Source organism: Paenibacillus sp. 19GGS1-52, from assembly GCF_022369515.1.
Taxonomy (GTDB): Bacteria; Bacillota; Bacilli; order Paenibacillales; family Paenibacillaceae; genus Paenibacillus_AQ.
In genome coordinates, this window is record NZ_CP059724.1 from 6,353,417 (window position 1) to 6,379,154 (window position 25,738).

18 protein-coding genes and 1 riboswitch are annotated in these 25,738 nt (G+C 49.0%); of the genes, 6 read left to right on the forward strand and 12 right to left on the reverse strand.

Annotated features, from left to right (window positions below):
* Nucleotides 1-34 precede the first annotated feature (34 nt).
* The 6 genes from H1230_RS29140 to H1230_RS29165 form a co-directional block, all read right to left on the reverse strand.
* Nucleotides 35-1,435 (reverse strand): NCS2 family permease, encoded by a 1,401-nt coding sequence (locus tag H1230_RS29140; protein ID WP_239713254.1) that lies wholly within the window; start codon nucleotides 1,433-1,435, stop codon nucleotides 35-37.
* 123 nt (nucleotides 1,436-1,558) lie between these two features.
* Nucleotides 1,559-1,658: riboswitch (purine riboswitch) on the reverse strand.
* Between the two features lie 275 nt (nucleotides 1,659-1,933).
* Nucleotides 1,934-3,475, reverse strand: coding sequence for a glutamine-hydrolyzing GMP synthase (gene guaA, locus H1230_RS29145; protein ID WP_239713255.1), 1,542 nt, complete (start codon nucleotides 3,473-3,475; stop codon nucleotides 1,934-1,936).
* Between the two features lie 215 nt (nucleotides 3,476-3,690).
* Nucleotides 3,691-5,949: a transglutaminase TgpA family protein gene (locus H1230_RS29150; protein ID WP_239713256.1), complete on the reverse strand. Its 2,259-nt coding sequence runs from the start codon at nucleotides 5,947-5,949 to the stop codon at nucleotides 3,691-3,693.
* Nucleotides 5,918-6,814 carry a DUF58 domain-containing protein gene (locus tag H1230_RS29155; RefSeq protein ID WP_239713257.1) on the reverse strand — a complete coding sequence of 299 codons (897 nt, stop codon included), beginning with the start codon at nucleotides 6,812-6,814 and terminating at the stop codon, nucleotides 5,918-5,920. Before H1230_RS29155 ends, H1230_RS29150 begins: the two co-directional genes overlap by 32 nt.
* A 2-nt stretch (nucleotides 6,815-6,816) precedes the next feature.
* A complete protein-coding gene (locus H1230_RS29160; RefSeq protein ID WP_239713258.1) occupies nucleotides 6,817-7,359 on the reverse strand; it encodes a hypothetical protein in 543 nt (180 codons plus the stop codon).
* Between the two features lie 81 nt (nucleotides 7,360-7,440).
* Nucleotides 7,441-8,778, reverse strand: coding sequence for a polysaccharide deacetylase family protein (locus H1230_RS29165; protein WP_239713259.1), 1,338 nt, complete (start codon nucleotides 8,776-8,778; stop codon nucleotides 7,441-7,443).
* A gap of 112 nt (nucleotides 8,779-8,890) precedes the next feature.
* Between H1230_RS29165 and H1230_RS29170 the strand changes: the two genes are divergently transcribed.
* Nucleotides 8,891-9,559: a DedA family protein gene (locus H1230_RS29170; protein ID WP_239713260.1), complete on the forward strand. Its 669-nt coding sequence runs from the start codon at nucleotides 8,891-8,893 to the stop codon at nucleotides 9,557-9,559.
* Here the strand turns inward: H1230_RS29170 and H1230_RS29175 are convergent.
* A complete protein-coding gene (locus tag H1230_RS29175; RefSeq protein ID WP_239713261.1) occupies nucleotides 9,534-10,811 on the reverse strand; it encodes an MFS transporter in 1,278 nt (425 codons plus the stop codon). The genes H1230_RS29170 and H1230_RS29175 overlap by 26 nt on opposite strands.
* A gap of 122 nt (nucleotides 10,812-10,933) precedes the next feature.
* Here H1230_RS29175 and H1230_RS29180 point away from each other — a divergent pair, with 122 nt between their 5' ends.
* Complete coding sequence (locus H1230_RS29180; protein WP_239713262.1) at nucleotides 10,934-11,884, forward strand: helix-turn-helix transcriptional regulator; 951 nt, start codon at nucleotides 10,934-10,936, stop codon at nucleotides 11,882-11,884.
* Between the two features lie 168 nt (nucleotides 11,885-12,052).
* Complete coding sequence (locus H1230_RS29185; protein WP_239713263.1) at nucleotides 12,053-12,355, forward strand: zinc ribbon domain-containing protein; 303 nt, start codon at nucleotides 12,053-12,055, stop codon at nucleotides 12,353-12,355.
* A gap of 99 nt (nucleotides 12,356-12,454) precedes the next feature.
* Here the strand turns inward: H1230_RS29185 and H1230_RS29190 are convergent, their stop codons facing one another.
* A complete protein-coding gene (locus tag H1230_RS29190) occupies nucleotides 12,455-14,014 on the reverse strand; it encodes an IS1182 family transposase (protein WP_239713264.1) in 1,560 nt (519 codons plus the stop codon).
* Nucleotides 14,015-14,403: 389 nt separating this feature from the next.
* Here H1230_RS29190 and H1230_RS29195 point away from each other — a divergent pair, with 389 nt between their 5' ends.
* Nucleotides 14,404-15,732, forward strand: a complete 1,329-nt coding sequence (locus H1230_RS29195; RefSeq protein WP_239712333.1) for an IS3 family transposase — start codon at nucleotides 14,404-14,406, stop codon at nucleotides 15,730-15,732.
* Nucleotides 15,733-15,833: 101 nt separating this feature from the next.
* On the opposite strand, the gene H1230_RS29200 is transcribed toward H1230_RS29195, so the two are convergent.
* From H1230_RS29200 to bcp, 4 genes are all read right to left on the reverse strand, one after another.
* A complete protein-coding gene (locus tag H1230_RS29200) occupies nucleotides 15,834-17,345 on the reverse strand; it encodes a DHA2 family efflux MFS transporter permease subunit (protein ID WP_239713265.1) in 1,512 nt (503 codons plus the stop codon).
* A complete protein-coding gene (locus tag H1230_RS29205; RefSeq protein ID WP_239713266.1) occupies nucleotides 17,342-17,794 on the reverse strand; it encodes a MarR family winged helix-turn-helix transcriptional regulator in 453 nt (150 codons plus the stop codon). The genes H1230_RS29200 and H1230_RS29205 overlap by 4 nt, the downstream gene beginning before the upstream one ends.
* 200 nt (nucleotides 17,795-17,994) lie before the next feature.
* Nucleotides 17,995-22,278: a 2-hydroxyacyl-CoA dehydratase gene (locus tag H1230_RS29210; protein WP_239717631.1), complete on the reverse strand. Its 4,284-nt coding sequence runs from the start codon at nucleotides 22,276-22,278 to the stop codon at nucleotides 17,995-17,997.
* 126 nt (nucleotides 22,279-22,404) lie between these two features.
* Complete coding sequence (gene bcp, locus H1230_RS29215) at nucleotides 22,405-22,869, reverse strand: thioredoxin-dependent thiol peroxidase (RefSeq protein ID WP_239713267.1); 465 nt, start codon at nucleotides 22,867-22,869, stop codon at nucleotides 22,405-22,407.
* 102 nt (nucleotides 22,870-22,971) lie between these two features.
* Here bcp and H1230_RS29220 point away from each other — a divergent pair, with 102 nt between their 5' ends.
* Nucleotides 22,972-24,024, forward strand: coding sequence for an LCP family protein (locus H1230_RS29220; RefSeq protein WP_239713268.1), 1,053 nt, complete (start codon nucleotides 22,972-22,974; stop codon nucleotides 24,022-24,024).
* A 135-nt stretch (nucleotides 24,025-24,159) separates the two neighbouring features.
* Nucleotides 24,160-25,476, forward strand: coding sequence for a glutamate-1-semialdehyde 2,1-aminomutase (locus H1230_RS29225; protein ID WP_239713269.1), 1,317 nt, complete (start codon nucleotides 24,160-24,162; stop codon nucleotides 25,474-25,476).
* Nucleotides 25,477-25,738: the final 262 nt, after the last annotated feature.

Below are 25,738 nucleotides of genomic sequence, written 5' to 3' on the forward strand. Positions count from 1 at the left end.
ATGAAGGAGCCGTGGATTACTATTGTGCTCAGGCTTAGCCCTGACTGCCGATAAATACATAACGGAGAATAATCAGGACGGCGAGCAGCCACATCATCCAGTGGATATCGTATTTCTTCTTGCCGCCAAGATTGGCAACACAAGCGAGAATGACATAAGTGACGATACCGAAGGAAATACCATTAGCAATGTTGTAAGTGAATGGCATGATTACAAAGGTCAGGAAGGCCGGAATAGCTACAACCATGTCCTCAAAGTCAATTTGACGAATGGATTGAGCCATCAGTACACCCACAATAATCAAGGCTGCTGCAGTTGCAGAACCCGGAATAAGTGCAGCTACAGGAGCGAGGAACAGAGCAAGCAGGAAGCAAACCCCTGTTGTTACAGCTGTCAGGCCTGTGCGGCCCCCTTCAGCAACACCAGCTGCGCTTTCTACGTAAGCTGTTGTTGTGGAAGTACCCAGCATAGCACCACCTGCTACAGCGACTGCATCCACGAACATTGCTTTACCGACACGTTTTTTGCCTTCTTCAGGGTTCTTCATAATACCCGCACGTTCAGCCGTACCTACCAATGTGCCGAATGTATCGAACAATTCTACAAAAGTAAAGGTAGCAATGGCCGAAATAATACCTGTGTGCAGGATGCCGTCCCAGTCAAATTCCATAAAGTTCAATTGCGTAAAGTCAGGAACCCAAGGGGATTGCGGGCTGGATAAAGCGCTGAAATCAACTGCGCCCATCAGGATAGCAACTATCGTAGTGCCCAGAATACCGAATAGAATTGCACCGCGTACATGCAGCACCATCAGGATAGAAATCAGCAACAGGCCGATAATTCCCAGTTGAACGTTTGTGTTATCAAGACTACCCATATGGATAACTGTTTCAAAGGATAGTACATCTGTGAACTTGTTAGCAGCGATGTCATTGCCGGCTTCGACACCAATCGTCATCAAGCCGCTGTTCTTCAAGCCGATAATCGTAATAAACAAACCGATACCTACCGTAATTGCATGCTTCAAGCTATCTGGAATAGCCGTTAATAGTATTTGCCGTATTTGAGTAATGGTCAGCAGGATAAAGATCAATCCCGAAATGAATACTGCTGTCAGACCCATTTGCCAACTGAATGGATGATCTGTTGTTGCAGAGGACAGAACTACGGAAGCAAAATAGGCGTTAAGACCCATACCAGGCGCCAAAGCTACCGGAAAGTTTATGAACAGGCCCATCGCAATAGTGAAAATACCTGCTGCCAGCGCTGTAGCCAAAAATACCGAATACCAGCCCATGTCAATACGGCCAAAAGCTGTCAAAGTGTTAGGATTAACCGACAAGATGTAAGCCATCGCCATAAAAGTGGTCAAACCGGCCATAATCTCTGTACGTACTGTGGTGCCATTCTCTTTCAACTTGAAAAAGCGATTCAAATTGTTCTCCCCCTAAGGTGTTTTGGTGTCTGACAGCAACAAAAAAAGCCGGCATCTTAGTAGATAGCGGCTCAAAAAAAGAGTAGCTTCCTTGTAAACCAGCGACAAAAGTCGAGAGTCTATAGGTTTGCTCTTCTTAATCGTAGCCAGGCCATTACGGTGACCTCGTAGAGACTTCCAGGCCAATCCCCAGAATTATACGAATAGTTGTTGTTGTTGTGCTTTATCATTTTAGGTGGACATGACATGACTTGTCAATGGTAAATGCGAACATTACACGTCAGGTTCTTGAGAACGTTCGTAAAACGGACATTTTTCCTGTGTTCCTGTGATTTGAGCTCGAGGTTCACGGTATTTTCCAGGAATGAGAGGGAAATCTCTCTTCTTATGGTTATAGATGGATTAAGTGTGAACCCATAAAATTCTAATGATTCAAAAAAAGCCTGAGAATGCTCTACACTCAGCATTCCCAGGCTTACTTAGTTTATTCGGAATTTGCTATTCCCACTCAATGGTTGCAGGCGGTTTCGAGGTAATGTCATAGACGATACGGTTGACGTTCTCTACTTCATTAACGATACGCACTGAAATTTTCTCAAGGATATCCCACGGAATACGCGCCCAGTCAGCGGTCATGCCGTCGATGGAGGTAACGGCACGAATGCCTACGGTGTAGGAATAGGTACGGGCATCACCCATAACGCCTACACTTTTCATGTTAGGCAATGCGGTGAAGTACTGCCAGATCTCACGATCCAGTCCAGCCTTGGCGATTTCCTCACGCAGAATATAGTCTGAATCCCGCACGATGGTAAGCTTGTCCTCCGTAACTTCGCCCAATACACGAATGGCAAGTCCCGGACCCGGGAAAGGTTGACGCCAAACGATGGCATGTGGCATTCCCAGCTCTTCACCCAGTTTGCGGACCTCATCCTTAAACAGCGTATTCAAAGGCTCAATCAAACTGAACTTCATATCTTCCGGCAGACCGCCCACATTATGATGTGATTTGATCGTCTGTGCCGTTGCTGTTCCGCTCTCTACGATATCAGTGTACAGCGTACCTTGGGCAAGGAAGGAGAAATCCCCCAGCTTGGCTGACTCTTCATCGAAGCAGTAGATGAACTCATTACCGATAATTTTGCGCTTCTGCTCAGGATCATCGACTCCAGCCAGCTTACTCATAAAGCGATCGCGTGCATCAATCTTCACTACGTCAATATCAAATTTGCCGACGAACGTTTCCATTACGCTCTCTGCTTCACCCTTGCGCAGCAAACCGTGGTCAATAAACATACATGTTAATTGGGCACCAATGGCCCGATGGATCAGCATAGCCACTACGGAAGAATCAACCCCGCCGCTAAGTGCGCAGAGTACTTTTTTGTCCCCGACTTTGTCCTGGATATCTTTAATCGCTTCATCAATAAAAGATTCCATGGTCCATTTGCCTTCACAGTTACAAACCTCATACAGGAAGTTAGAGATCATTTGGTTACCATGTACGGAGTGTTGAACCTCTGGATGGAATTGAACAGCGAAAAACTTCAGTTCATCATTACTCATTGCTGCAATCGGAGCACTTTCGGTTCCAGCATCCAGCTTAAAGCCCACCGGAAGCTCTACGACATGATCGCCGTGGCTCATCCATACGGTCTGGCGGCTCTCTAGTCCAGCAACCAGTTGAGCCCCTTGTTCAAAGTCGATATCGGCTTTGCCGTATTCACGTTTGGAGGAACTCTCTACCTTGCCACCCTCCAGCTGTTGAGCCATAAGCTGCATGCCATAACAAATGCCAAAGATTGGCACTCCTAAATCATAAACGGCTGGATCTACATGTGGCGCATCCTCAGCATACACACTGCTAGGACCTCCGGAGAAAATAATACCCTTCGGCGAGAGTGCTTTGATCTTGTCAATTGGCGTATTGTACGGCAGCAGCTCGCTGTATACCCCTAAATCCCGAATTCTGCGCGCGATAAGTTGATTATATTGTCCTCCAAAATCGAGAACGACGATTATTTCATTTGGCTTATTCATTACGTGCCTCCCTTGATTATTGGATTCATTATACTCATGGATAATTCACACCGTCAAGGAAAGGAGATCACGTTATGCCTAAGCTTTTTGGGTGATATCTGCGAACAATATTAATCTTTCTACTCTGATCAAAAAGGCGGCTGGGTCCGATTAAGGATAGTATCCGCTTCCATAGATCATTCTGAGCTTGAAAATGGGGGTTACGATCACATCCATCAGCTCAAACGAAATGTGATCGCCAGGCATTCCCGCATAAAGGCTGCCGGATCGGAGACGGCAGCTACCCTGCCCTTGCTGTACGCCAAGGCTTCATAGCGGCGTACAAACTGCCGGACGGCTGCGTGCAGTCCGGCATCTTCAATCGGCAGGGAGGCGACGTACTCCCTGCCCGTTGCCCCGGGCGGCGGCGGGCCGTAGCGCGCCGCCAGCCCGTGCCAAGCCAGAGAGGCCGCGCGCAGCTGCCTCTCACGGCTGCCCGCCCTGCTGCTGTGCGCCGCCAGCAGCAGGGCTAGGCTCCGCCGCCAGCGCCAGGCGGCGGCGGGCAAGAGCAGCGCCGCGGCGAGCGGCGCTGTAGCGGCCCCGCCCGCCTGCGGCAGGGCGGGCAAGCCGCCCCGCGCACGCGCAGCGGGCGGGGTGGCACTCGGCGGCGCGGCTGAAGCCGCCGCGGGGAGAGCAGGCGGCGCGAATCCAGATGCGCCGCCTGCGCCAGGCGTCGGGTCAAAGGGAACCCAGCCCGCGCCAGCAAAATAAACCTCCACCCAGGCGTGGGCATCGCCCTGGGTGACAGCATAACGCTGCGGCTCGGAGCCCGCCTCCAGTGTTCCTGGCCCGTAGCCCTGAACGTAACGGGCTGGAATACCCGCGCTGCGCAGCAGTATCGTCATTGCAGTAGCAAAATGTACACAGTAGCCCTGTCTAGTATCAAATAAGAAGTTATCTACAAAATCGGTTCCTGACGGTGGGATCAAAGTGTTCAGGGTATAAGAATACCGGCTCCGCAAATAATCCCGAACCGCGACTGAAGCATCATAGCGGTTCTCGGCAGGAGCTGTAAGCTGCTCGGCCAGAGAGGCAATCCGCCTGGGCAGTGATGCGGGCAGCTCTAAATACTCACTTGTAATGGCCTGCGGATCATAACCGTTCAGGGTGCGTAGAACCGCCGGATTGCTCTCCGGCAGCAGCGCCTTCACAGTATACTCTGTCACTCTTGCCGAGCCTGTAAGATCCGGCAGGCGAAAGCTTTCTTCCCCTTTATTGGCCAGCACATAACCAAGGCGGCTGCCATCAGCCAGTTGAACAGCCAATACATCCTTTATGGTCCCCGCATTGAATAGAGGAAGCCCACCGGATGAAGGAACAACAAATTGTATCCGCTGAACCAGCGTCCGCTCTCCCTCAATACCCTCCACGGATGTTCCCTTCATCAGGAGACTGGATAGATTAAGCGGAATGTATTCCTCTGCTGCCTTGATCCAGCGGCGTCCATCATAATAAGCCATGCTTTCTCCGCGCCAATAGGTGGGGACGCTGCTCACAGCAGTAAAGACAGGTTCAGTGCTGCGTGACAACGGAACTCCGAGCTCTCCACCGTCTGAACTGTAACCCGTCGTTCCAGTCTGGAGTCCCTCCACACGTTCTGGAAGATGCCCTGAAGTCCATTCCTGCAGACTGCTAAATGCCGACTGCAGTGAAATGGGGGCTACAGGTCGTGAACCATAGAGTTGCTCACCCAACCAGGCCGTAGTTGTCACAGCAACGGCAGCGGATAGTGCCAGACCTCCCCAACGAGCATAAGGTATCCTATTGCTATGTGTACGTTCTCTAAGATGCAGCAGTCTGCTCATCGCTTGCATCCAGACAATCAGGCCTAACGATATTATGATATTCATCGTTGTATTTAGGCCAAAGCCCATATCCAGAACAAGTAAATAGACCATTGTTAACACCGTAAATAGCAACGTACTCCCCCGATAAAGAGCTAGCTGCTGTACTGAACATACCAGCAACCCCCAGCCGACAATTAATATCAGTTGCCTGCTATCTCCACTAAGCTGGGAAACCTGTCCCGAGAGAAGCGAAATGGCATCATTCGTGATTCCTGCTAAATAACTGTTGACCCATCCTATTCCTTCTTTAGCGGCACAGATATAGAACCATGTCAGGGTAATGATGAGGATTTGGTTGCTTAGAAGAAGCCAAGCCGGAAGCTGAAACATTCCCCACAGCAACAGTACTAACGCTGATATGATCAATGTTACGAGCAGTTGTGCAGTGTCTGCTTGCGATGTAGAGCGGTATAAGGGCAGCAGCCATTGAATAAACAGCCCCATGATAGGCAAAGAGAACAGCAAGCGGTAGTAGAGGGGCGATTCCCCCTGTTTTCCGACAGGACTGTTCTCTATGGGAAGCGAACTCTGCATCTCTCCAGCACTCTGAATTCTACTACCGTAGAGTTGGTTTCCCGGATAACCCATGGAACTCAACCTCCTTGTACCTTGAAGCCGGCAACGCGGTATCCAGACGATATAAACGTGCTCCAAGACGCTTTAGGCTGTCGCCAACTGATCCTTTTACGGACTGCCGATAGGCTTGCGAGGTTACACTTCCATTTACTGGAGGTGAATCAGCCTGCAACATAGTATCACTCGGCTGTAGATGAGCTTGTGCTGGTGTATCCACAGTTCCTGGCGCCGGGCTGTCCCAGACATAGTAAAGATCAACCTTCACACCTTGCACCAGAAAACGGGCGATGACCTTGGCGGATTCCTCCTCCAATTGACCAGTGATAACGGAAACAGTCATTCCGGGTATCCAGCTCCGGGAGGCATCCTCCAGCAACTGCGTTAAGCTACGTGTGCTATCCGGAGAAATTCCCGTCAGGAAATCCAGCACTCTGCCCGGGATTTTGCCCAGGCCTTCATGTCTGGCTGTACCTTCTGGCCAGCCCCCGCTAAACAGTTGAATATAAGTGCCAGTTCGTTCGGCAGAGAGCATAAGTCCCAACGCCGTCGATACTGCTTTTTCAAATGCGGGTATCGTATCGCCTCTATAGCCCCGTGGCGTTAAGACGCCCGGAGGGATTTCATAGCTTTTAGGGCAATTAGCTAGCACCACACAGGTCATCTGCCCTCTTTCCCGCTCTGGCACCCTAGTCTGCAGTGTTCCCCTCCGGGCACTGTTCTTCCAATGAATTCGACTCTGCGGATCACCCGGCGCATAATCACGAATGTCCAGAGCTTCTTCACCAATGCTGCGTCCTCTCTTAGAAGCCATATCCCCTCCAGAAATAAAGCTGCTATCTGGCAGTACATCGCCAAAGTACAACGGAGCTGGTAGCACCTTTAATACCTCGTTGCCCTCGGGCTCGATTCTACCTGTGAACCAGCCTGGCAAGTCCCCCAAGTGACTCTGCAACCTTGCAAATGATGAATGCCCCGCGGCATTCCTTCCAAGGTGTAGGTATAACCAAAGGAACGCCTCAATCCAGGAAATAACAGCTCATGGTGGCTGGTGCCACTCCAATAATCGACAATGGTCATCCATGGAAGCGGAAGCCGCCCATGGAAGCTGACCTCTACCTTCACTTGGAGTATATCTCCGGCTGCAGGCCGGGCTGGAGTAACTGTCCGAACCAGCTTTACGCTCCGTGGACCAAACAGCTGCAGTCCCAGCCCATTAAGCATAAACATTCCAAGAGCTATCAGGAGGAACAACAATGAGGCTCCCCCGCGCCAAGCATATAAAATACCGATTATACCTGTCACGCTCAACATCCGCAGCCATTCACCCAGAGCCCGACGGCTTCGCGGTAAGGTCACACTTCTCACATTCTTGGTATTCTTTTTCTTGTGCTGTTTCCGTTCATAGAGAGAGGAGGAGAACAATAGGACACTTCCTTTGGTTAATAGACTTATTACTGTCTATTCTTCCCATGAAAAAGAGTGCCCAGACATGGATTGGTTTCTTCAGAGCGACTTTACTCTGCGCTCCTTCTCTGTGACGCTTATATTTAGCGGGGGATGACCCGCAATCTCCAGCAGATCCCGCAGCGATACCCAGATCGAACTACCGATCAGCTCCACTCTCGCAGCTTTCGCCTCCTGCACACCGTCAGCACGGTATAAGATCAGCTCCTTGTTCCCTATATTTGCTGTGACAGCCGTCCCGTTCCAATTGACCTTCCCGCTACGGTTTACGGTGTCCCAAGTTATTCTGCCACCGAGCCGTTCAATAACAGCACGAAGCGGCACCATGTATTGTCCTTTACTAATGACATATTCCCCCGGATTCAGCCTGGTTTCCAGCTTGCCAACCTCCAGAACAAGTGGTTTACCCGGCTCAAACAGCTCGGCATTAGGAATGATATTTGAAGCGATCCAGGCCTGCGTAGGTGTAGATCTTTCCGCATCTTTAGTTTTCGGAGATACTCTGAACTGCACAGGCTTCACTTGATCGTCCAATATATCAAACACATACCCGGCTGCCTTATAACGTTTAATAATCTCAGGCAGTGCTTTGGCACTTTCTGTATGACCTCCACCATCATGCAGCAGCAGAACAACCTTGGAGGCTGTTAATCCCATAGTCGCCTCCTGTAAAATTTCTGAAGCAGGCACTCCTTTTCGCTTGGAATCGCCGCTATCTACCGTCCAATCTGTAACCAAATAGCCTGCTTGCTTCAAGAGATAGAAGTAGGTATTATCAAAATGACCGAAGGTGCCTCCAGGCGCACGTATCAACTGCGGGCGAACTCCGGTAATGCCCCGGACAATTTCTTCCGTACGCTTGATTTGACTCCAAAACGCGGTAAACCCTTTATATAATTCGGAGTAATTATGATTGTACGTATGATTGCCTATAGCATTACCCTGCTCCCAAATGGCGTTAATCCACTCAGGATGGCTCTGTGCCTGGTTTCCAATGACAAAAAAAGTAGCCCGCACACCCTCCTGCTGCAAAATCTCCAGTACTTTGGGGGTAACATTACTAGGGCCGTCGTCGAAGGTGAGATATGCCGTTTTTGGATTGGATGTTTGCGGTTCAGCACTTGCTTGCGGGCTTGGAGTCATCGCGATGGCTGGAGTAACTCCTGCAGGTGCAGTTGGCAAATGTTGCGTCACTGCACCGGGAAGTTTATTCTGAAAAGAAAGAGATTCTACGCTTGCAGCCTGCAGAGGCTGGATCTTCCAAGCACCCAAATATTCACCTGCACCCCAGCCTGACATAACGATGAGTATTACTGCCATAACAAGCAAACCGCGGATCACGATCCGGCGGCTGTGTTCGCTTTTTTTCCTAATCATCTTCTCTACCTCCAGCATTCTATTGGCATAAAATCCTTTTGGTAGATTGTATGAAGACAAGCTTCAAATTAGAATAAATAAGGCATCTGCCTCTTGGAGAGTGACGATCTTTATGGAAATGCTGAATTGGATACAGGAATTATTCGCCACATACGGATATAACGTGATGTTCTTCGGCTTGCTGCTGGAATTCGTAGCGCTCCCCTTTCCCGGTGAGACTACAATGGCCTTTGCAGGGTTCCTTTCTTATACCGGAAGGCTGGATTTCATGACGCTGATGGCCGTGGCCTATGCAGGTACTACAGTCGGGATGACGGTCACTTATTTCGTTGGCCTGAAGGCCGGACTCCCCTTTATCCAACGCTACGGCAGATGGTTTCTGTTCTCACCCGCCAAGCTTGCGAAGACCCAAGTCTGGTTCGAGAAATACGGCAGCGTTCTTATCTTCATCGGCTATTTTGTCCCAGGTGTACGCCACTTCACTGGTTATTTCGCTGGCATTATCGCCCTTCCTTTCCGTAAATTCGCTTTATATGCCTATAGCGGAGCGTTATTCTGGGTGTTGCTCTTTCTGGGCATCGGACGGGTATTCGGACCGCAGTGGATGGGTATTTTTCACCTATTCGAGCTCTACTCCAAGTGGATTATCTCTGGCGGAGCGCTGATTGTTGCAGTGATTGTTATGTACCGCTACCGCAAGCGCCTAACCTCCCGCTTTCTCCGACGCAAGGCTGACTTGGAGCTGAAAACAAAGGTTAAAGAGACTTCCAAGGGACGGTGAAGCTGCTGTCCTTCTTTCGGCGCACCCAAGTATATCCCCCCAGCAGCAAAGTAATCGCGACAACTCCCGCACCACCAGCGAATCCCAACATCCGCGGTTCCACTGCACCTAATAGCCAGCCCGTAACCAGCATCGATAGGCCCATCAATGTATTGCCTACTGCTGAAACTATCCCAAACAGGACTGGCTGCAGCGCAGGCGGAGTCTCTCTCATCAGCAGGGTATCCAAACAGGCATTGCCTACTCCACCAGCAAGTGAGAGCGCAATGTATAGAAAAAAGGCAATCGTAAAATTAGAGGCAGTACTAATGCCCATTAGCAAGAAGCCCTCCATTAATAGTCCTGTTAGTGCAACAAGGAGGAGACCCCGCTTTAAATAACGTCCGGCAAAAAAGCTTAGGCTGAGTCCGATACCAAGCGCCGCGTAAAATGCCCCTACTCCGATATCCCCGGCATGAAATACCTGTATCGCATACACACTGATGAGTACGTTGTCTAAACCATTCGTAAGCGGCACAAGCAATTCATACCCAAGCACAATCTGCAGCGTAAGACTGCCAGCAATCAGAAACCCTATGCTTTGCCACACCCCACCTCTTGGGTGCTTCGCCCCCTTAATGAGCGTTTTGTCGGGAGTAATTATTAGAGTCTTCTCCTCTTCTGCAGCAGAATTTGCTTTGAAGTCAATACCGTAGATTAGCAACGCTGCCACCAGAAATGATGCTGCATTCATGATAAAAGCCATCTTCGGACCGAACCATAGTGACACCACGCCACCAGAAAAAGCTCCCAGAATCAGTACACAGCCTGTCATAAGCTGCTCCAATCCGTTAACCGTAAGCAGCGCATCGCGCTTCACAAGCAGCGGAATGGTCGATTTACGAATGGGATTATAAATGGCTTCACCAGCCGCCAGCAAGAAACTCCCTGCATACAGTAACCACAGCTTATTTTCTCCATCTACCCACAGAAACGATAGCGCTACCGGCACCCGTAAAATATCAGTTGTCATCATAATATACTTCCGTGGTAGCTTGCTGCCGAGCATTCCTCCAAGTGGTGCCAGGAACAAATAGGGCAGCATGCGTACACCAAGTGATATGCCTACTGCCATCCCCGATCCGGTCAGATGCAGCACCAGAGCCAGCATAGCAATCCCACTAAAGCGATCACCAATTCCGTTGATCAGTCCAGCAGTGAATAGCCGGGTATATCCCCGACGATTTGTTAGAATTGCTGTAGCATTTCCCATCCATATAACCCTCACAATCTAATTATATAATTGTCTAATTAGATGTTAGTCGAATTTAATGCTTATGGCAATGCTTTATTTTCTTATTTTTGCTAAGATTACAGAAAAGGAGGATTTCCCTTTTGAAAATAGACCGCTTGCTCTCCATTGTCATCCTGTTAATGAACCGCCGCCTGATTCAGGCTAAAGAGCTTGCCGACATGTTCGAGGTGTCCGTACGCACTATCTATCGTGATATTGAAAGTATTAATGGAGCCGGAATTCCCGTGGTTACCTATCAGGGTGCGAATGGCGGAATCGGTCTTATGGAAGGCTATCGTCTAGATCGTAATGTTCTGACAGACCGCGAGCTGGCTGCTATTTTTAATGCCCTGCAAAGTGTCTCTTCTTATACTGGAGCTGAACACACCTTGCTCATGGAAAAGATCAGCAGTGTAATCCCGCCCTCACAAACCGCCGCGTTCCGCAGCAAAACTACACAGCTCATTGTCGACTTCTCCCCCTGGGGCCTTCAAGGTCCACTGGAAGAGAAGCTGGCGATTCTGAAAGAAGCACTCGAGGATAGTGTTGCTGTATCCTTTGAATATATTAATGCCGCTGGGGTGGCAAGCCTGCGTTCAGTAGAACCCTATACACTTGTGCTTAAGGGACAGGCGTGGTATTTATATGGATTCTGCGCACAGCGTGAGGACTTCCGGCTTTTTAAGCTACTGCGCATGAAATCGCTTGTTAAGGAGAACAGGGAATATATACGCCAGGATTTCCCTTTGAAAGAGCTCCCCTGGAGCTCTCAGTGGCAGAGAGATGGCGGGCAGGCCCGGGCAGTGCTGCATTTCAACCCTGAAGGCAAGCATCTCGCCGAGGATCGCTTCGATTCTACTGAGCTGCTGCCCGACGGAAACGGTGGGTATACCCTCACAATCGACTACCCTGAGGACGGGTGGCTGTATGGCTTTCTACTCAGCTTCGGAACAGCTGTCGAAGTGCTGGAGCCAGAGCATATCCGGCATAAGATCGCCGAGCTTGCTGCAGGAATTGCTGCCAAATATACGGAATCAGCAAACCAAACCTAAAATGCGAATTTCTCTGCAATTAACAATAAACCTGACGGAATGCCGTCAGGTTTGTTGTCTTATAATGAACTTACTACGGGCTGCACTACTTTGCTAAACGAAAAGTATACTTTCATGCAGTTTAGCTGACGGAACTGACTCGTAAAAATGCTAAGGAGTGTGCTGGATATGGAGCAAGAACAAGCACAGCAAGAAGAGACGTTATTGTGCCAAAGCTGTGGTATGCCGATGCATGATGGAGAATTATTGGGAAGCGATGCTGATGGAAATAAGATTACAGAATACTGCATGTATTGCTATGAAGCTGGAGAATTTAAGCAGCCCGATATCACACTGCAAGGCATGACCGATCTCTGTACCGGCTACATGGTGGAGGAGGGAATGGAAGAAATATCAGCCCGCAAGGTGCTTGCTGATACGCTACCTCTTCTGAAGCGTTGGAGTAATGCAACTGGAAGTATCGGAATGTAAATAAAAAGGGGGCTGTCTCAAAAGTAGATTTTCTACGAGCAGAGACAGGCCACCTTCAATTTCAAAAGCATAAAAGTCAACAGAGCAGCACACCTCCTGTTATTGGAGGTGTGCTGCTCTATGTTTTTGGTCTATGGCTGCTCGCTTCAGTAAATTGTGGGCAAGCGAAAGCCACCCGACCTCAAGCGTCACTTTTTCCATGCCGCGAAGCAGAAAGCGCCGGAAGCCCCGGTTATTTTTCAGTTGTCCAAATACACTTTCCGGTTCCGTCATTCGGCGTACGGCCAGGGCGTAACCTTCCTCACTTCGCAAGATCTCCCGAGCCTGCTTTTGGTAACGCAGTCGTTCCATACTAACAACCACTTCCCTATCTCCAGCTGCCTTCGTGCAGCGTTCCTTCAACGGACAGCCCTCGCAGCTCTGACTTCGGTAATGACGTTTGTGAATTTCATATCCACTCTGTGAGATTTCCTTACTTTCTCTGCGGAAATGCAGCATTTCCCCGGCGGGGCACGTCCAGTTATCCTCGGCTGTATCGTATGTCCAGTTCTCGATTTTACCAACATTCGCTTTCCAGGCTTTGCTCTTTTCCTTGTGGTAGCTGCCGTACTTCACCACCGCCTGAATCTCTTTCTTTTCCAGATAGGCGTAGTTTTCTTCGCTGCCGTAGCCTGCATCCGCAATGACTGTCTTGGGCAGTTTTCCGAGGATCTGCTGCGCTTTTTCCATATGCGGCTCTAAACAGCGGGTGTCGGTCGGTCTTTGGTGTAAACTGTAGGCTAAAATAAATTGGTTTTCGGTCCCGATTTGCACATTGTATCCCGGTTTCAGCTGGCCATTTCGCATGTGGTCTTCTTTCATCCGCATAAACGTTGCATCTGGATCTGTCTTACTGAAACTGTTCCGGTCACCAAGGAGCTTTTGGTATTGTTCGTACTTCAGCAGTCGGGGAAGCCAATCCTTGCGCAGCGTCCGAACAGCTTTTTTTAAGGGCTTGTCTTTCGGTTTTTGGGCCAGCTGAGCTTCGAGCTTTTGCACCACCTGTTCAAGTTTCACGCTGCTCACTTCGGAATCTGTGCCGAGTTCAGCCAGGTCTTTGCCTGAATTCTCTTGTTCTTCCTGTTCTTCTGCCGTTTCAATGTCAGCGAACAGGGCCTGCACCTTATCTTGCAGTTTGACTTTGTGTTTACTGACGGCTTTCCCCCAAACAAACGTGTAGCGATTGGCGTTCGCCTCGATTTTGGTTCCGTCCACAAAGTAATGCTCTAGGGAAACGTATTTTTCGTCAGCCAGAAACTGAAGCACGGCGGTAAATACGGTTTCGAGAACGTTCTTCATCCGCTGGGAACGAAATCGATTCAACGTCCGAAAGTCTGGCCGCTGCCGACCGGCGAGCCACATGAAGGGGATGTTCTCCCGAATGGATTTGGCGATTTGGCGAGAGGAATAGATGCGCTGCGTGTAGGCGTAAATAATGACTTTGGTCAGCATTTTAGGATGGTAGCTGTCACGGCCACCACCTGGGTAGGCCGCGTCAAAAATGCCGTCGTCCAGCCGGTTAACGGCGGCATTGACGATACGAACGAGGTGATGTTCTGGAATGTCGTCCTCTAAATCCATTGGCAAGCAAAGTTGGTCCATGGTATATTGAATGTACAAAAGAAACCTCTCCTTGATTTAAAATGGTTGGTCGCACTTCCATTTTAACAAAGAAAGGTTTCTTTTTTTATGATTTTTAGAAGGATTGTAGATACGAGTCCCGCTTAAACAGCGGAGAGGACGGAACGATTGTGGAAAAGCGATAGCGTTCGCCTTGGTCTCCGGATTTTCACCGCTAAGGGGAATGAAAAAAATCTGGAGACCACAGCGATTGAAACAACGGTCCGTTCGCGGAGCGTCCTCACAAGCGCAATGTCTATCTGACTCCAAAAAAGAGCTGTCCCAAGCAGCCATTTCTACACTGGTACCCATAGACTGGACACTTTAAAAAAAGGTGTTCAAGCTGTGGGTACCTTTTTGTATACTGAAAGAACAGCGGAGGGGATTAAATGAGTAAGAAGCGATTTACAGAAGAAGAACGTGAACAGATGTCAAAGAACAGATACGTCGTTAGAGTGAGTGACAAGGCGATAACCTATGCGGATGAATTTAAGCAGTTATTTATTGACCAATACATGACAGGCAAAACCCCAAGAGAGATCTTCGAAGCTCACGGATTTAACGTGAGTGTAATGGGTATGAAGCGAATCGAACAGTCTGCTGACCGCTGGAAGAAAGCCTATGAACAAGGAGGGATTGTAGGACTATCCGACTCTCGAAAGGAAGCCACTGGGCGTCCTTTGCAGCGGGAGCTATCCCCGGATGAAGTCATTGCAAAGCAAGAAGCGAGGATTAGACTGCTCGAATCTCAAGTCGATTTGTTAAAAAAGCTAGACACGAAAGAAAGGTTGCTGGTAGCCAAAGGAATGAATCTAAGCAAAACTAAGTTATTCGAACTCATTAAGAACGCTGTGGATCAAGGTCTAGGACGTATGACAGGCTACATTTGCAAGTTGCTTAACGTTTCTCGTTCGGGATACTATAGCTACTTAGGTTCCGCAGATACACGCTTGGAGCGAACTCGTTCAGATGCTAAAGCGGGAGACTACATCAAGAAGGCTTTCCACCGAAGAGGATACAAGAAGGGCTCGCGCTCTATCAAGATGGTTCTAGAGAACGAGTTTGGCATCCTTTATAACCTGAAGAAAATCCGCAGGCTTATGAAGAAATTCAACATCGTATGCCCGCATAGAAAACCTAACCCCTATAAGCGTATGGCGAAGGCTACGAAGGAACATCGGACCCTTCCAAACCGTCTGCAAAGGGATTTTAAAAAGGGTATTCCGGGTCTGGGGTTGCTTACCGACATCACCTATCTCCCGCATGGTCGCTCGGAGATCGCGTATTTATCGACCCTGCTAGATGCCTCGACGGGCGAGATCCTCTCTTACAACGTATCTAACCGGCTCACATTAGATATTGCCACGGACACGATTGACGCTCTCATGAAACAAAAACGTGTGAAGTTACACAAAGATGTCTTCATCCACTCCGATCAAGGCAGCCATTACACGAGTCCAACCTACCAAGCACTGCTGAAGAAGTATGGGATAGGTCAGTCGATGTCCAGGCGTGGGAATTGTTGGGACAATGCCCCTCAAGAATCATTCTTCGGCCATTTAAAAGATCATGTGGATCACCGCAGTTGCCGATCTTTACAAGAGCTACAGTTTGAAATTGATCGCTATATCCGTTATTACAACCACCACAGATATCAATGGGGTTTAAAAAAGATGACCCCTGTTCAATACAGGAATCACCTATTGTTAGTTTCCTAATGGTTCTAAACCACTCTTTTTTCAAGTGTCCTTGACTAAGGGTCCAGATTATTCATGGCTTATGGGACAGCCCCTTTTTTCAAATGACTCTCAGTCTGACTTTATACATTAGCCTGCTGTGGCTTAGTTTCCTCAGTCTTGAGGAAATCCGGCTGTGGCGAGGTCTTCTTGATAAATAAGGAAAGTACCAAAGCAAACACCGTTATCCAAGTGGCCACAGTAAAGGCATGAGCAATCCCATTTATCGTGGCTTCCTGCGTAAGCTTAAGCATTGCCACCTTGTCCGTCTTGGATACCGCACCGCTCAATACTACATCATCAACGTAACTATTCTTTCGATTACTCATCAAACTGACGAACAAAGCCATCCCAAGCGCCCCGCCAACCGTCCGGAGTGTGTTGGACATCGCTGTACCATGCGTGCTTAGGCGCTGCGGCAACTGATTCAACCCGGCAGTTACAATAGGCATCATTAGCATTGACATGCCAAACATTCGTGCCGTGTAAGTAAGAATTAAATGGGTATACGTTGTACTATCTGTAATCTGGCTGAACTCCCACGTAGTTACGGTAGTGATAACCAGCCCAATCACAGCCAGCCATCTGGCGCCAATCTTATCAAATATAATACCTGTAATCGGAGACATAATTCCCATCAGAATAGCCCCTGGCAGCAGCATAAGCCCAGATTCTATAGGCGTGAAGCCGCGGATGGTCTGTAAATAGATCGGTAGCAGAATCATGCCTGAATACATCGCCATGGTAACGATGATATTGATCACTGTTGTCAGTGAATACATGTTATAGCGAAAAATACGGAATTCAAGCAACGGGGTTGTAGTCTTGAGTTCTCGCACTACGAACACAATCAAAGAAACAACACCCAGAATAAGGCAGGCGATTACTGTTGTGCTACCCCAGCCGTCGGTTCCAGCATCACTGAAGCCGTAGAGCAACCCGCCAAAGCCCAGTGTAGAAAAAATGATACCCGGCTTATCCAGCTTAGGAGAGGTTATCTTCCCTACATTCCGCATCGTCTTCATACCCAATAGGGTAGAAAAAATAGCCAGTGGCAGCACGATAAAGAACAGTACCCGCCAGGAATAATTCTGTACGACCCAACCCGAAAGTGTAGGACCAACTGCCGGGGCAAAAATCATAGCAACCGCCATCAGGCCCATCGCTTTCCCACGTTCTTCAATCGGGAAGATCTGCAGGAACACAATGTTCATTAATGGCATCAGGATACCGGCACCGACTGCTTGAATCACTCTTCCGACCATGATCGTTTCGAAGCCAGGTCCGACTCCACAGATCAGCGTACCTATAGAAAAAAGGACCATTGCCGTAATAAACAGCTGGCGGGTTGTAAATTTCACCACCAGATAGGCACTAATTGGCACAAGCACCCCATTAACAAGCATGAAGCCGGTCGTTAGCCATTGCGCTGTATTGGCGACAATGTTCAAATCCTCCATCATTTTGGGCAATGCGACATTCATTAGTGTCTGATTCAATAGGGCCACAAAGGCACCGATGAGCAACGCCGCGATAATGGGTCCTCTGCGTATTGTCTTGGTGTCCACAGCAGCGTTGGCAGTTATTGTACTCATAGCTTCTTTTTCTCTCTCCCTTGTTCTAATATTTCCACAATGTCACCGTGTATCCGCAGTAGTTCTCCGACATCCTCCAACGAAATATTCGTTAACGGCAGCAGATGCGTTCTAAGAGACTGTTTGCTTCTTTCCCGTATATCTCTGCCCTTATCGGTCATTGCCAGATTGTATATACGCCGATCGGTTTCTGAGCGTTGTCTTGTGATCAACTCGGCCCTCACCATTCGGTCAACTACGCCACTTGCCGCGCTGTTCCCCAAATGCAGCAGCTCTGCCAGTTCCGTAATTCCAATATCAGGATAGACGGACAACTTACGCAGCACTATCAATTGGGTAGGTGTAATGTCCAATTCTTCAGCGTCTTTCCACAGCAACTGCTGAAAGGCATGACTGATGCGGCGGAAAGAGGAAACAATTTCATCGAGCTGTTGCTCATTCTCCTTCAACGTCCTTAACCTCCATTAGTTTATAGCTTAATCATTAATACTTCGCATGCGAACTATTTTACTATTTACCTATTTATTCGTCAATAGTTTGCAGAAACTTTCTGAAATTAAAGCATTTTCTATAGGTTGAAAAGATATAAAGAGGGGACCAAGCTGTAACTTGGTCCCCTCTTTATTAGGTTTATATAGCTATATCAGTTTCATACTCCGCTGCTGGCACTCTCCAGAATGGTTTGCGACAGAACGCTGAGCGTCTCTGTGGTGGATGACTTCGCTCCATTTTCCAGCCCACTGGCAATTGACATCATCAGCTTGATCCGGTTATTCTGGTTCACCACGCTGACTCCGGCATCATAATCGATAGCGACGATATTGGCACCAGGGTACAGTTCCTTCAAGCCCTTGATCATTCCCCGCCCTGTAATATGATTTGGCAGGCAAGCAAACGGCTGAATGCAAGCAATATTGTTCACACCATTATCCAGCAAATCCATCATCTCTGCCGTCAGGAACCAGCCTTCGCCCATCTGATTTCCAACAGATACCAGCCGGCTGGCTTTCTCAGCAAGTCCATAGATATTTTCTCGACCTTTCGCCAAACCTGCTTCTTCAAGCGCAACCTTAATCGGCTTACGATAGATTTCTAAATAGGAGATCAACATAGGATTGATGTACCCTAACCGTTTACTTTTGCCGAATTGATCTGCCTTATAGATCGGATTATAGATGCAATAAAAGATAAAATCGAGAAAATCGGGCATCACCGCTTCTCCACCCTCAGCCTCTATCATCTCGATAATGCGATTGTTGGCATCCGGGTGGAACTTGATTAGAATTTCACCTACAATACCTACTCTCGGCTTAACTACAGCTCTAACTGGCAACTGGCAGAATTCCGCAACGATCTCGCGGATCAACCGTTTATATTCGCGGAACGAGAAGGTAGACAGACTGTTCTTGCAGCGATCCATTCCTTTGCGGAACAGTGCCTGCGCACTTCCAGGAATAACCTCATAAGGTCTGAAACGATTTACCATCCGCATCAAAAGATCACCATAACAGACGGCTGTAATCAGTCGGTTGGCCAGCTTAAGATTAATGCGGAAGCCCGGCTGATTCTCCATACCGGAGGCATTCAGTGAGATGACTGGAATTTGTTCCAGATTGGAATCCTTTAACGCTTTACGCAGCAAAGAGATATAGTTGGTTGCCCGGCAGCCCCCACCAGTCTGCGACATAATAACCGCGGTGCGATTTGGATCATAATTACCGCTCTTGATGGCTGACAGAATTTGTCCAATCGTTACAATCGCTGGGTAGCAGGCATCGTTGTTGACATATTTCAGCCCTTCCTCAGTCTCCTCCGGCCCGGTTGTCTCCAGAATCTTCAGGCGGTATCCGGCATCGCGGAAGACCCGCTCAATTAACTCGAAGTGAATCGGCGACATCTGCGGAGCAAGAATGGTATAGGTTTCTTTCATTTCCTTCGTAAAAATCACGTTTGCTTGCGTCTTATACAGCTGCTTCGGCAGCACTTTGCCTTTTTCACGCTCATGCATTGCTGCCAGCAGTGAACGCAGACGGATACGTGCGGCCCCGAGATTACTGATCTCATCAATTTTGAGCAAGGTGTAGACCTTATTATGACGCTCCATGATTTCCTGAACGGCGTCACAAGTAATTGCATCGATGCCACAGCCGAAGGAGGTCAGCTGAACCAGCTCCAGATCACTTCTACCTGCCGCGAGTCGGGCCGCACGGTACATACGAGCGTGGTAGGTCCACTGATTAACAACCCCTACATCGCCTTCACTATGATCCAGATGGCAAATCGAATCCTCTGTCAGCACTGCGAGTCCCATCCCCGTAATTAAATCCGCTACTCCATGGTTAATTTCAGGATCAGCATGATAGGGATGACCGCAGAGCAGAATTCCTTTGGTGCCTGTTTGGGTTAGAAATGCTAATGTTTCTTCCCCTTTGGTACGCAAATCGTTCTTGGCGCGATCCGCTTCAGCAAGACCCGCCTGCACTGCAGCTGCTATCTCTTCTTTGGGAACCTTCGTGAATGTTTTGGCAAGGACCTTGGTCAGTGCTGCAATATCATCAAAGGTCAGAAACGGGCTGACCAGGGGAATCCCGCTTTCTTTTAGCCCATCCATATTATTGCGAATGACTTCCGGGTAGGAAGCTACGACAGGACAATTAAAGTGATTCTGTGCTGCGTCATCTTCTTTTTTCTCATACACAATCGCCGGATAAAATATAAAATCAACACCCTTGCTAAGCAGACTCTGCACATGTCCGTGAGCCATCTTGGCTGGGTAACAAATCGATTCCGAGGGAATGGTATCCATACCACTCTCGTAGAGCTTCTTGCTGGATTTCGGTGACAGTACGACCCGGTAGCGCAAAGTTGTAAAGAATGAATGCCAGAACGGATAATTCTCAAACATATTCATAGTCCGCGGAATGCCGATAGTTCCCCGATCCGCCTGAGCTTCCGGCAGCGCCTCATATTCGAAAAAGCGTTCGTATTTGTACTGCATCAGGTTCGGCAGCGTGTTCTTCTCTTTCTTTCCCCCTGCACCGCGCTCGCAGCGGTTTCCGGTGACATGAAAGCTCTTATCCGGGAAACGGCTGATGGTCAGCGCACAGTTATTGCTACAACGGCCACAACGGCCCGGGGACACTTCGTATTTAAAAGATTCCAACTCTTGCGGTCCCAGCAGTTTACTGGTGCCGTTAACTCCCGCATTCTCTCTGGCGATAAGCGCGCAGCCATAAGCACCCATAACCCCGGCAATATCCGGTCGTACCACAGTTCTGCCCGTCAGATTCTCGAAAGCGCGTAGTACGGCCTCATTATAAAAAGTCCCGCCTTGCACAATAATATTCTGTCCCAGCTCTTCGGGGTTGCGAATCTTGATTACTTTCTGCAGAGCATTCTTGACCACGGAATAAGCAAGACCTGCCGATAAATCGGCGAGAGAGGCCCCTTCCTTCTGTACCTGCTTCACTTTGGAATTCATAAATACCGTACAGCGCGAACCCAGATTGACGGGTTTGGTAGCCTCCAGTGCAGACTTGGCAAATTCCTCAATACCAAGATCAAGTGCAGAAGCGAAGCTCTCCAGAAAGGATCCACAGCCTGCCGAACAGGCTTCGTTCAACATCAGACTGTCGATGGCACCGCCACGAATCTTGATGCATTTCATATCTTGTCCGCCGATATCGAGAATAAAGTCTACTTCTGGCATGAATTTGGAAGCCGCCTTGTAATGGGCCACCGTCTCCACTTCACCACCATCCGTACGAAGTGCGGCCTTGATCAGTCCCTCACCATATCCGGTAGCATAGGAACCAGCGATATGGCAGCCTTCCGGCAATATTCGATAGATTTCTTTCAAGGCTTCGTTGACAGATTGCAGTGGATTGCCTTTATTGCTTCCGTAAAAAGTATATAGGATTTCATCAGATGCACCCGTAACCACTAGCTTGGTGGTGGTTGAACCCGCATCAATCCCCAGATAACACGGGCCTTGGTAGAGGGCCAACTCAGACCTAGGTGCCGTGGCTTTGCCATGGCGCAGCCGGAATTCAGCCAGGTCGTCAACTGTAGCGAACAACGCTGGCAGCTCGGCATCCTCGGCACTATCGGCCTTAAAGTCTACCGCCGCTATCCGGTCTAACCAGTCAACCAGCGGCAAGGACACCGGATCTGCAGGTGATAACGCCGAGCCGATCGCCACAAAATACTGTGAGCGTTCCGGGAACAAGATGTCACTTTCCGCCAGCCCCAGCGTCTCGGCAAAGCGCACACGCAAGCTCGGCAAGAAAGTGAGCGGCCCGCCCAGGAAAGCCACCTTGCCGCGAATCGGACGGCCGCACGCGAGGCCGCTAATCGTCTGATTGACGATGCTCTGAAAGATCGAGGCGGCTACGTCTTCGCGGCGCGCCCCTTCATTCAGCAGCGGCTGTACATCGCTTTTGGCAAATACGCCGCAGCGGGAAGCTATAGGATAGATTCGTTCATGCTTCTCAGCTAGCGCATCAAGCCCAGCGGGATCAGTCTGCAGCAGGGAAGCCATCTGATCGATGAATGCACCTGTACCGCCCGCACAGGCCGTATTCATGCGCTGTTCGATGCCTCCGCTAAGATAGATAATCTTGGCGTCTTCTCCACCCAGCTCAATTGCCGTATCACACAATGGAATGAGCTCTCTGATTGCCTGCGTACAGGCAATTACCTCTTGAACAAAAGGAACCCCGCCTAACTTAGATAAGGATAAGCCCGAGGAACCGCTTACAGTAAGCGTGGCTTCCCTCTCTGGATATCTGTCACGGACATCCGACAGAAGAGAGAGCGCCGCTTTTTTTATATCGCTATAGTGTCTTACATAATCCTGATAAACAATAGTTCCTTGCTCCATAACAACCAATTTGGCTGTAGTTGATCCGATATCAAGCCCAATACGCAGCATCATCACCACTAATCACCATGCCTTGCTCCAAATTTTAAGTAATATGAGGCAACTATATCATGAGTGAGCCTTATAAAAGCTGTTAGAAATGTTACAGACATTTACAATTATTTACTAACACAAATGTTATTTACTAATTCCTTCTAGGGCAGTTGCAACATGCCCTTTAACCCGCACTTTTCTCCACGCTTCCACTAATACACCCTGCTCATCAATTAGAAAGGTAGAGCGCACGATACCCATAAACTCTTTGCCATACAGCTTTTTAAGCTGCCATACCCCAAACATTTCACTTACTTGATGATCCTCATCAGATAGTAGCGGAAAAGGTAATTCATTCTTCGCTATAAATTTGGCATGTGAAGCCAAGTTATCTGGGCTTATTCCCAGAACCACTGCGCCCCGCGCTGTAATCTGGTCATGGGCGTCGCGGAATTCGCAGGCCTCTTGCGTACAGCCCGGAGTCATATTTTTGGGATAAAAATACAGGATAATCTTCTGGCCCCGATACTGGCTTAAGCTGATTGCCTGTCCGTTGGAAGCGGGGAGGGTAAAGTCCGGTACTTCTTGTCCAATGTTGAGTTCGTTCATGCGTTTGTCTCCTTAAGTCTATGGATTATTATTCCTAAATTGCTTGTATCCCTAAAAGAAATTATAATGTAGAGAATGTGAATGCGAAAGGAAGAACGAGAAATGCCACCACGAAATAAACGGCACGCAAAAGCCGGAAAGTCGAAGAAGAAACCACTGCTTTGGACACTCGCTATTATTCTTCTCCTAATTATCGGCTTCATAGTTTACTATTTCAGCGCAATTTACAATCAGCTTGACAGTATGCAAAAGGAAGGTGAAAACTCGCCCTTTCAGAATGTAGAAACTGTCGATGTGAATACCCCAGATCCTCCAAAGTGGGAAGGTACGGAGCCCGTTAATATTCTGCTCATGGGTGTGGATGCCCGTGGTGTGAAGAAGGGTGAAGTTCCGCGCTCGGACACAATGCTGGTAGCCTCCCTTGATCCGGTAAAGAAGAAGATTCATGTATTCTCCATTCTGCGGGATACGTACGTATCTATTCCTGATCACGGTAAGGACCGCATCAATACGGCGATTACACATGGACCCAACACGGCGATGCAGACGGTAAGCGATCTGCTAGGCATCCCGATTCAATATTATGTCTACACAGATTTCCAAGGCTTCATTAAGCTGGTGGATGCTGTAGGTGGTATTGATTATGATGTTGAGAAGGACATGCTATACAAGACTATTGCTGACGGCCCGGAATACGACATTGATCTAAAAAAAGGCTTCCAGCATCTCGACGGCAATATGGCGCTGCAATATGTACGCTTTCGGCATGATGCTACCTCCGATTTCACTCGGACCGAACGTCAGCGGGGCTTCCTTAGCGCTGTTGCGGACAAGGTGAAGAGTACTACTTCACTTATCAAGCTGCCTAGCATCCTTGGCGAGGTCACGCCTTATATCGATACCAACCTGTCGGTAAATGATATGTGGAAGCTGGCGAACGTAGGTTACTCCAGCACCATGAGTGGCAGTGCGCAAATTCCACCGATGGATCTGCTTGTGGAAGAGAAGACTAGCGGTGGCTCTGCTGTAATTGGCGTAAGCAGCGAAGATAAATTACAGCAATTCGTGCAGGACACTTTGAGCGATCCTGTTCCCTCTGCTTCCCCGGAAGCTTCGGCAGGTAGCAGCGCTAACGATACTACTGGAGCAAACTAAAAATTATATAGCACGAGTATGATTAGAGTTGAATAATACCGTACTTGCAACAAGACGGGCGGACAGCGGAATTCACCGCTAGTTCGCCCGTTCCCTTGAGTATGGACAAGAAGAACAAGAAAGGATGACTATTACATGAACCGTTCTACATCAGAGAAATTATATCAGGAAGCCCTTTTGCATATCGTTGGAGGGGTCAATAGTCCCTCACGTTCCTTCAAAGCTGTCGGCGGCGGTGCGCCTGTATTTATGAAGCGGGCCAGCGGATCTAACTTTTGGGACGAAGATGGCAACCGCTACATAGACTATCTGGCAGCCTATGGACCGATTATTACCGGACATGCTCATCCCCATATCACATCGGCGATTATCGCGGCTGCAGAGAATGGCGTTCTTTACGGCACACCAACACAGCTCGAAATCACGCTGGCCAAAATGCTAAAAGAAGCTATTCCTTCCATGGATAAGGTGCGTTTTGTCAATTCCGGTACGGAAGCTGTAATGACAACCATCCGTGTAGCGCGCGCCTTTACTAAGCGCAGTAAGATCATCAAATTCGCCGGTTGTTACCATGGCCATTCTGATCTTGTGCTTGTAGCCGCAGGTTCCGGGCCGTCCACGCTAGGTATTCCCGACAGCGCGGGGGTTCCCAAGAGCATTGCGCAGGAGGTAATTACCGTTCCGTTCAACGATTTGGACAGTCTGCAGGAAGCGCTGGAGAAATGGGGCGAAGATGTTGCGGCTGTTATGGTAGAACCGATTGTCGGCAATTTCGGCATGGTTATGCCACAGCCCGGCTTCCTAGAAGGCCTCTGCAAGCTGACTCATGATAATGGCTCACTGGTTATTTATGATGAAGTCATTACAGCTTTCCGCTTCCACTACGGCTCCACACAGACCTATGCCGGACTGGAGAACCATCATGATATTACGCCTGACTTGACCGCGCTTGGCAAAATCATCGGAGGTGGACTGCCAATCGGTGCTTACGGCGGTCGCAAAGACGTGATGGAACAGGTAGCCCCACTTGGACCCGCTTACCAGGCCGGTACGATGGCAGGAAATCCAGCCTCCATCTCGGCAGGTATTGCCTGCCTTGAGGTGCTACGCGCTGAAGGTGTATATGACGAGATGGCACGTCTTGCCAACCGTCTGGCAGACGGACTTCAGGAATCAGCGGACCGCCATGGCATTCCGCTGACCATTAATCGCATCCGCGGCTCCTTCTCCACCCATTTCTGCGATCACCCGATTACAAATTACGAGGAAGCTCAGGATACAGACGGCGAAAGATTCGCCAGCTTCTTCCGGCATATGCTTAACCGGGGGATCAACCTGGCCCCGTCCAAATACGAGGCTTGGTTCCTGACTACGGCGCATACGGATGCAGATATTGATGCTACGCTGGAAGCGGCTGAGGAGTCCTTCAGTGCCATGGTAACGGAGCTGTAGGATGGCCCCATGAATCTGTCGCTGCCAGGCACCAGAGAAAATTCAACGGATGTCAAATCATTCGGTAGCGGAGGCGAGACCATAAATTGCATTTGGACCCGCCCTCCGCCGCTAATGGCTTTGCGTTGCTGGATCAACCCCAAAAGCTGTTCATCAATCTTAATTGACGCTCCGTCTACCATACATAAATATAACAACTATTACCAGTATCGCCGCCAGCCGTATCCATAAAGAAACGCCCCCAAAAGCTAGAGAAACTATA

What these genes read in the sequence shown, in the direction of transcription:
- H1230_RS29210 (WP_239717631.1), bottom strand. Translation starts at nt 22,278, where the DNA reads ATGCTGCGTATTGGGCTTGATATCGGATCAACTACAGCCAAATTGGTT.
- H1230_RS29185 (WP_239713263.1), top strand. Translation starts at nt 12,053, where the DNA reads ATGGAGCAAGAACAAGCACAGCAAGAAGAGACGTTATTGTGCCAAAGC.
- H1230_RS29165 (WP_239713259.1), bottom strand. Translation starts at nt 8,778, where the DNA reads ATGATTAGGAAAAAAAGCGAACACAGCCGCCGGATCGTGATCCGCGGT.
- H1230_RS29200 (WP_239713265.1), bottom strand. Translation starts at nt 17,345, where the DNA reads ATGAGTACAATAACTGCCAACGCTGCTGTGGACACCAAGACAATACGC.
- H1230_RS29175 (WP_239713261.1), bottom strand. Translation starts at nt 10,811, where the DNA reads ATGGGAAATGCTACAGCAATTCTAACAAATCGTCGGGGATATACCCGG.
- guaA (WP_239713255.1), bottom strand. Translation starts at nt 3,475, where the DNA reads ATGAATAAGCCAAATGAAATAATCGTCGTTCTCGATTTTGGAGGACAA.
- H1230_RS29170 (WP_239713260.1), top strand. Translation starts at nt 8,891, where the DNA reads ATGGAAATGCTGAATTGGATACAGGAATTATTCGCCACATACGGATAT.
- H1230_RS29225 (WP_239713269.1), top strand. Translation starts at nt 24,160, where the DNA reads ATGAACCGTTCTACATCAGAGAAATTATATCAGGAAGCCCTTTTGCAT.
- H1230_RS29220 (WP_239713268.1), top strand. Translation starts at nt 22,972, where the DNA reads ATGCCACCACGAAATAAACGGCACGCAAAAGCCGGAAAGTCGAAGAAG.
- H1230_RS29150 (WP_239713256.1), bottom strand. Translation starts at nt 5,949, where the DNA reads ATGGGTTATCCGGGAAACCAACTCTACGGTAGTAGAATTCAGAGTGCT.
- bcp (WP_239713267.1), bottom strand. Translation starts at nt 22,869, where the DNA reads ATGAACGAACTCAACATTGGACAAGAAGTACCGGACTTTACCCTCCCC.
- H1230_RS29195 (WP_239712333.1), top strand. Translation starts at nt 14,404, where the DNA reads ATGAGTAAGAAGCGATTTACAGAAGAAGAACGTGAACAGATGTCAAAG.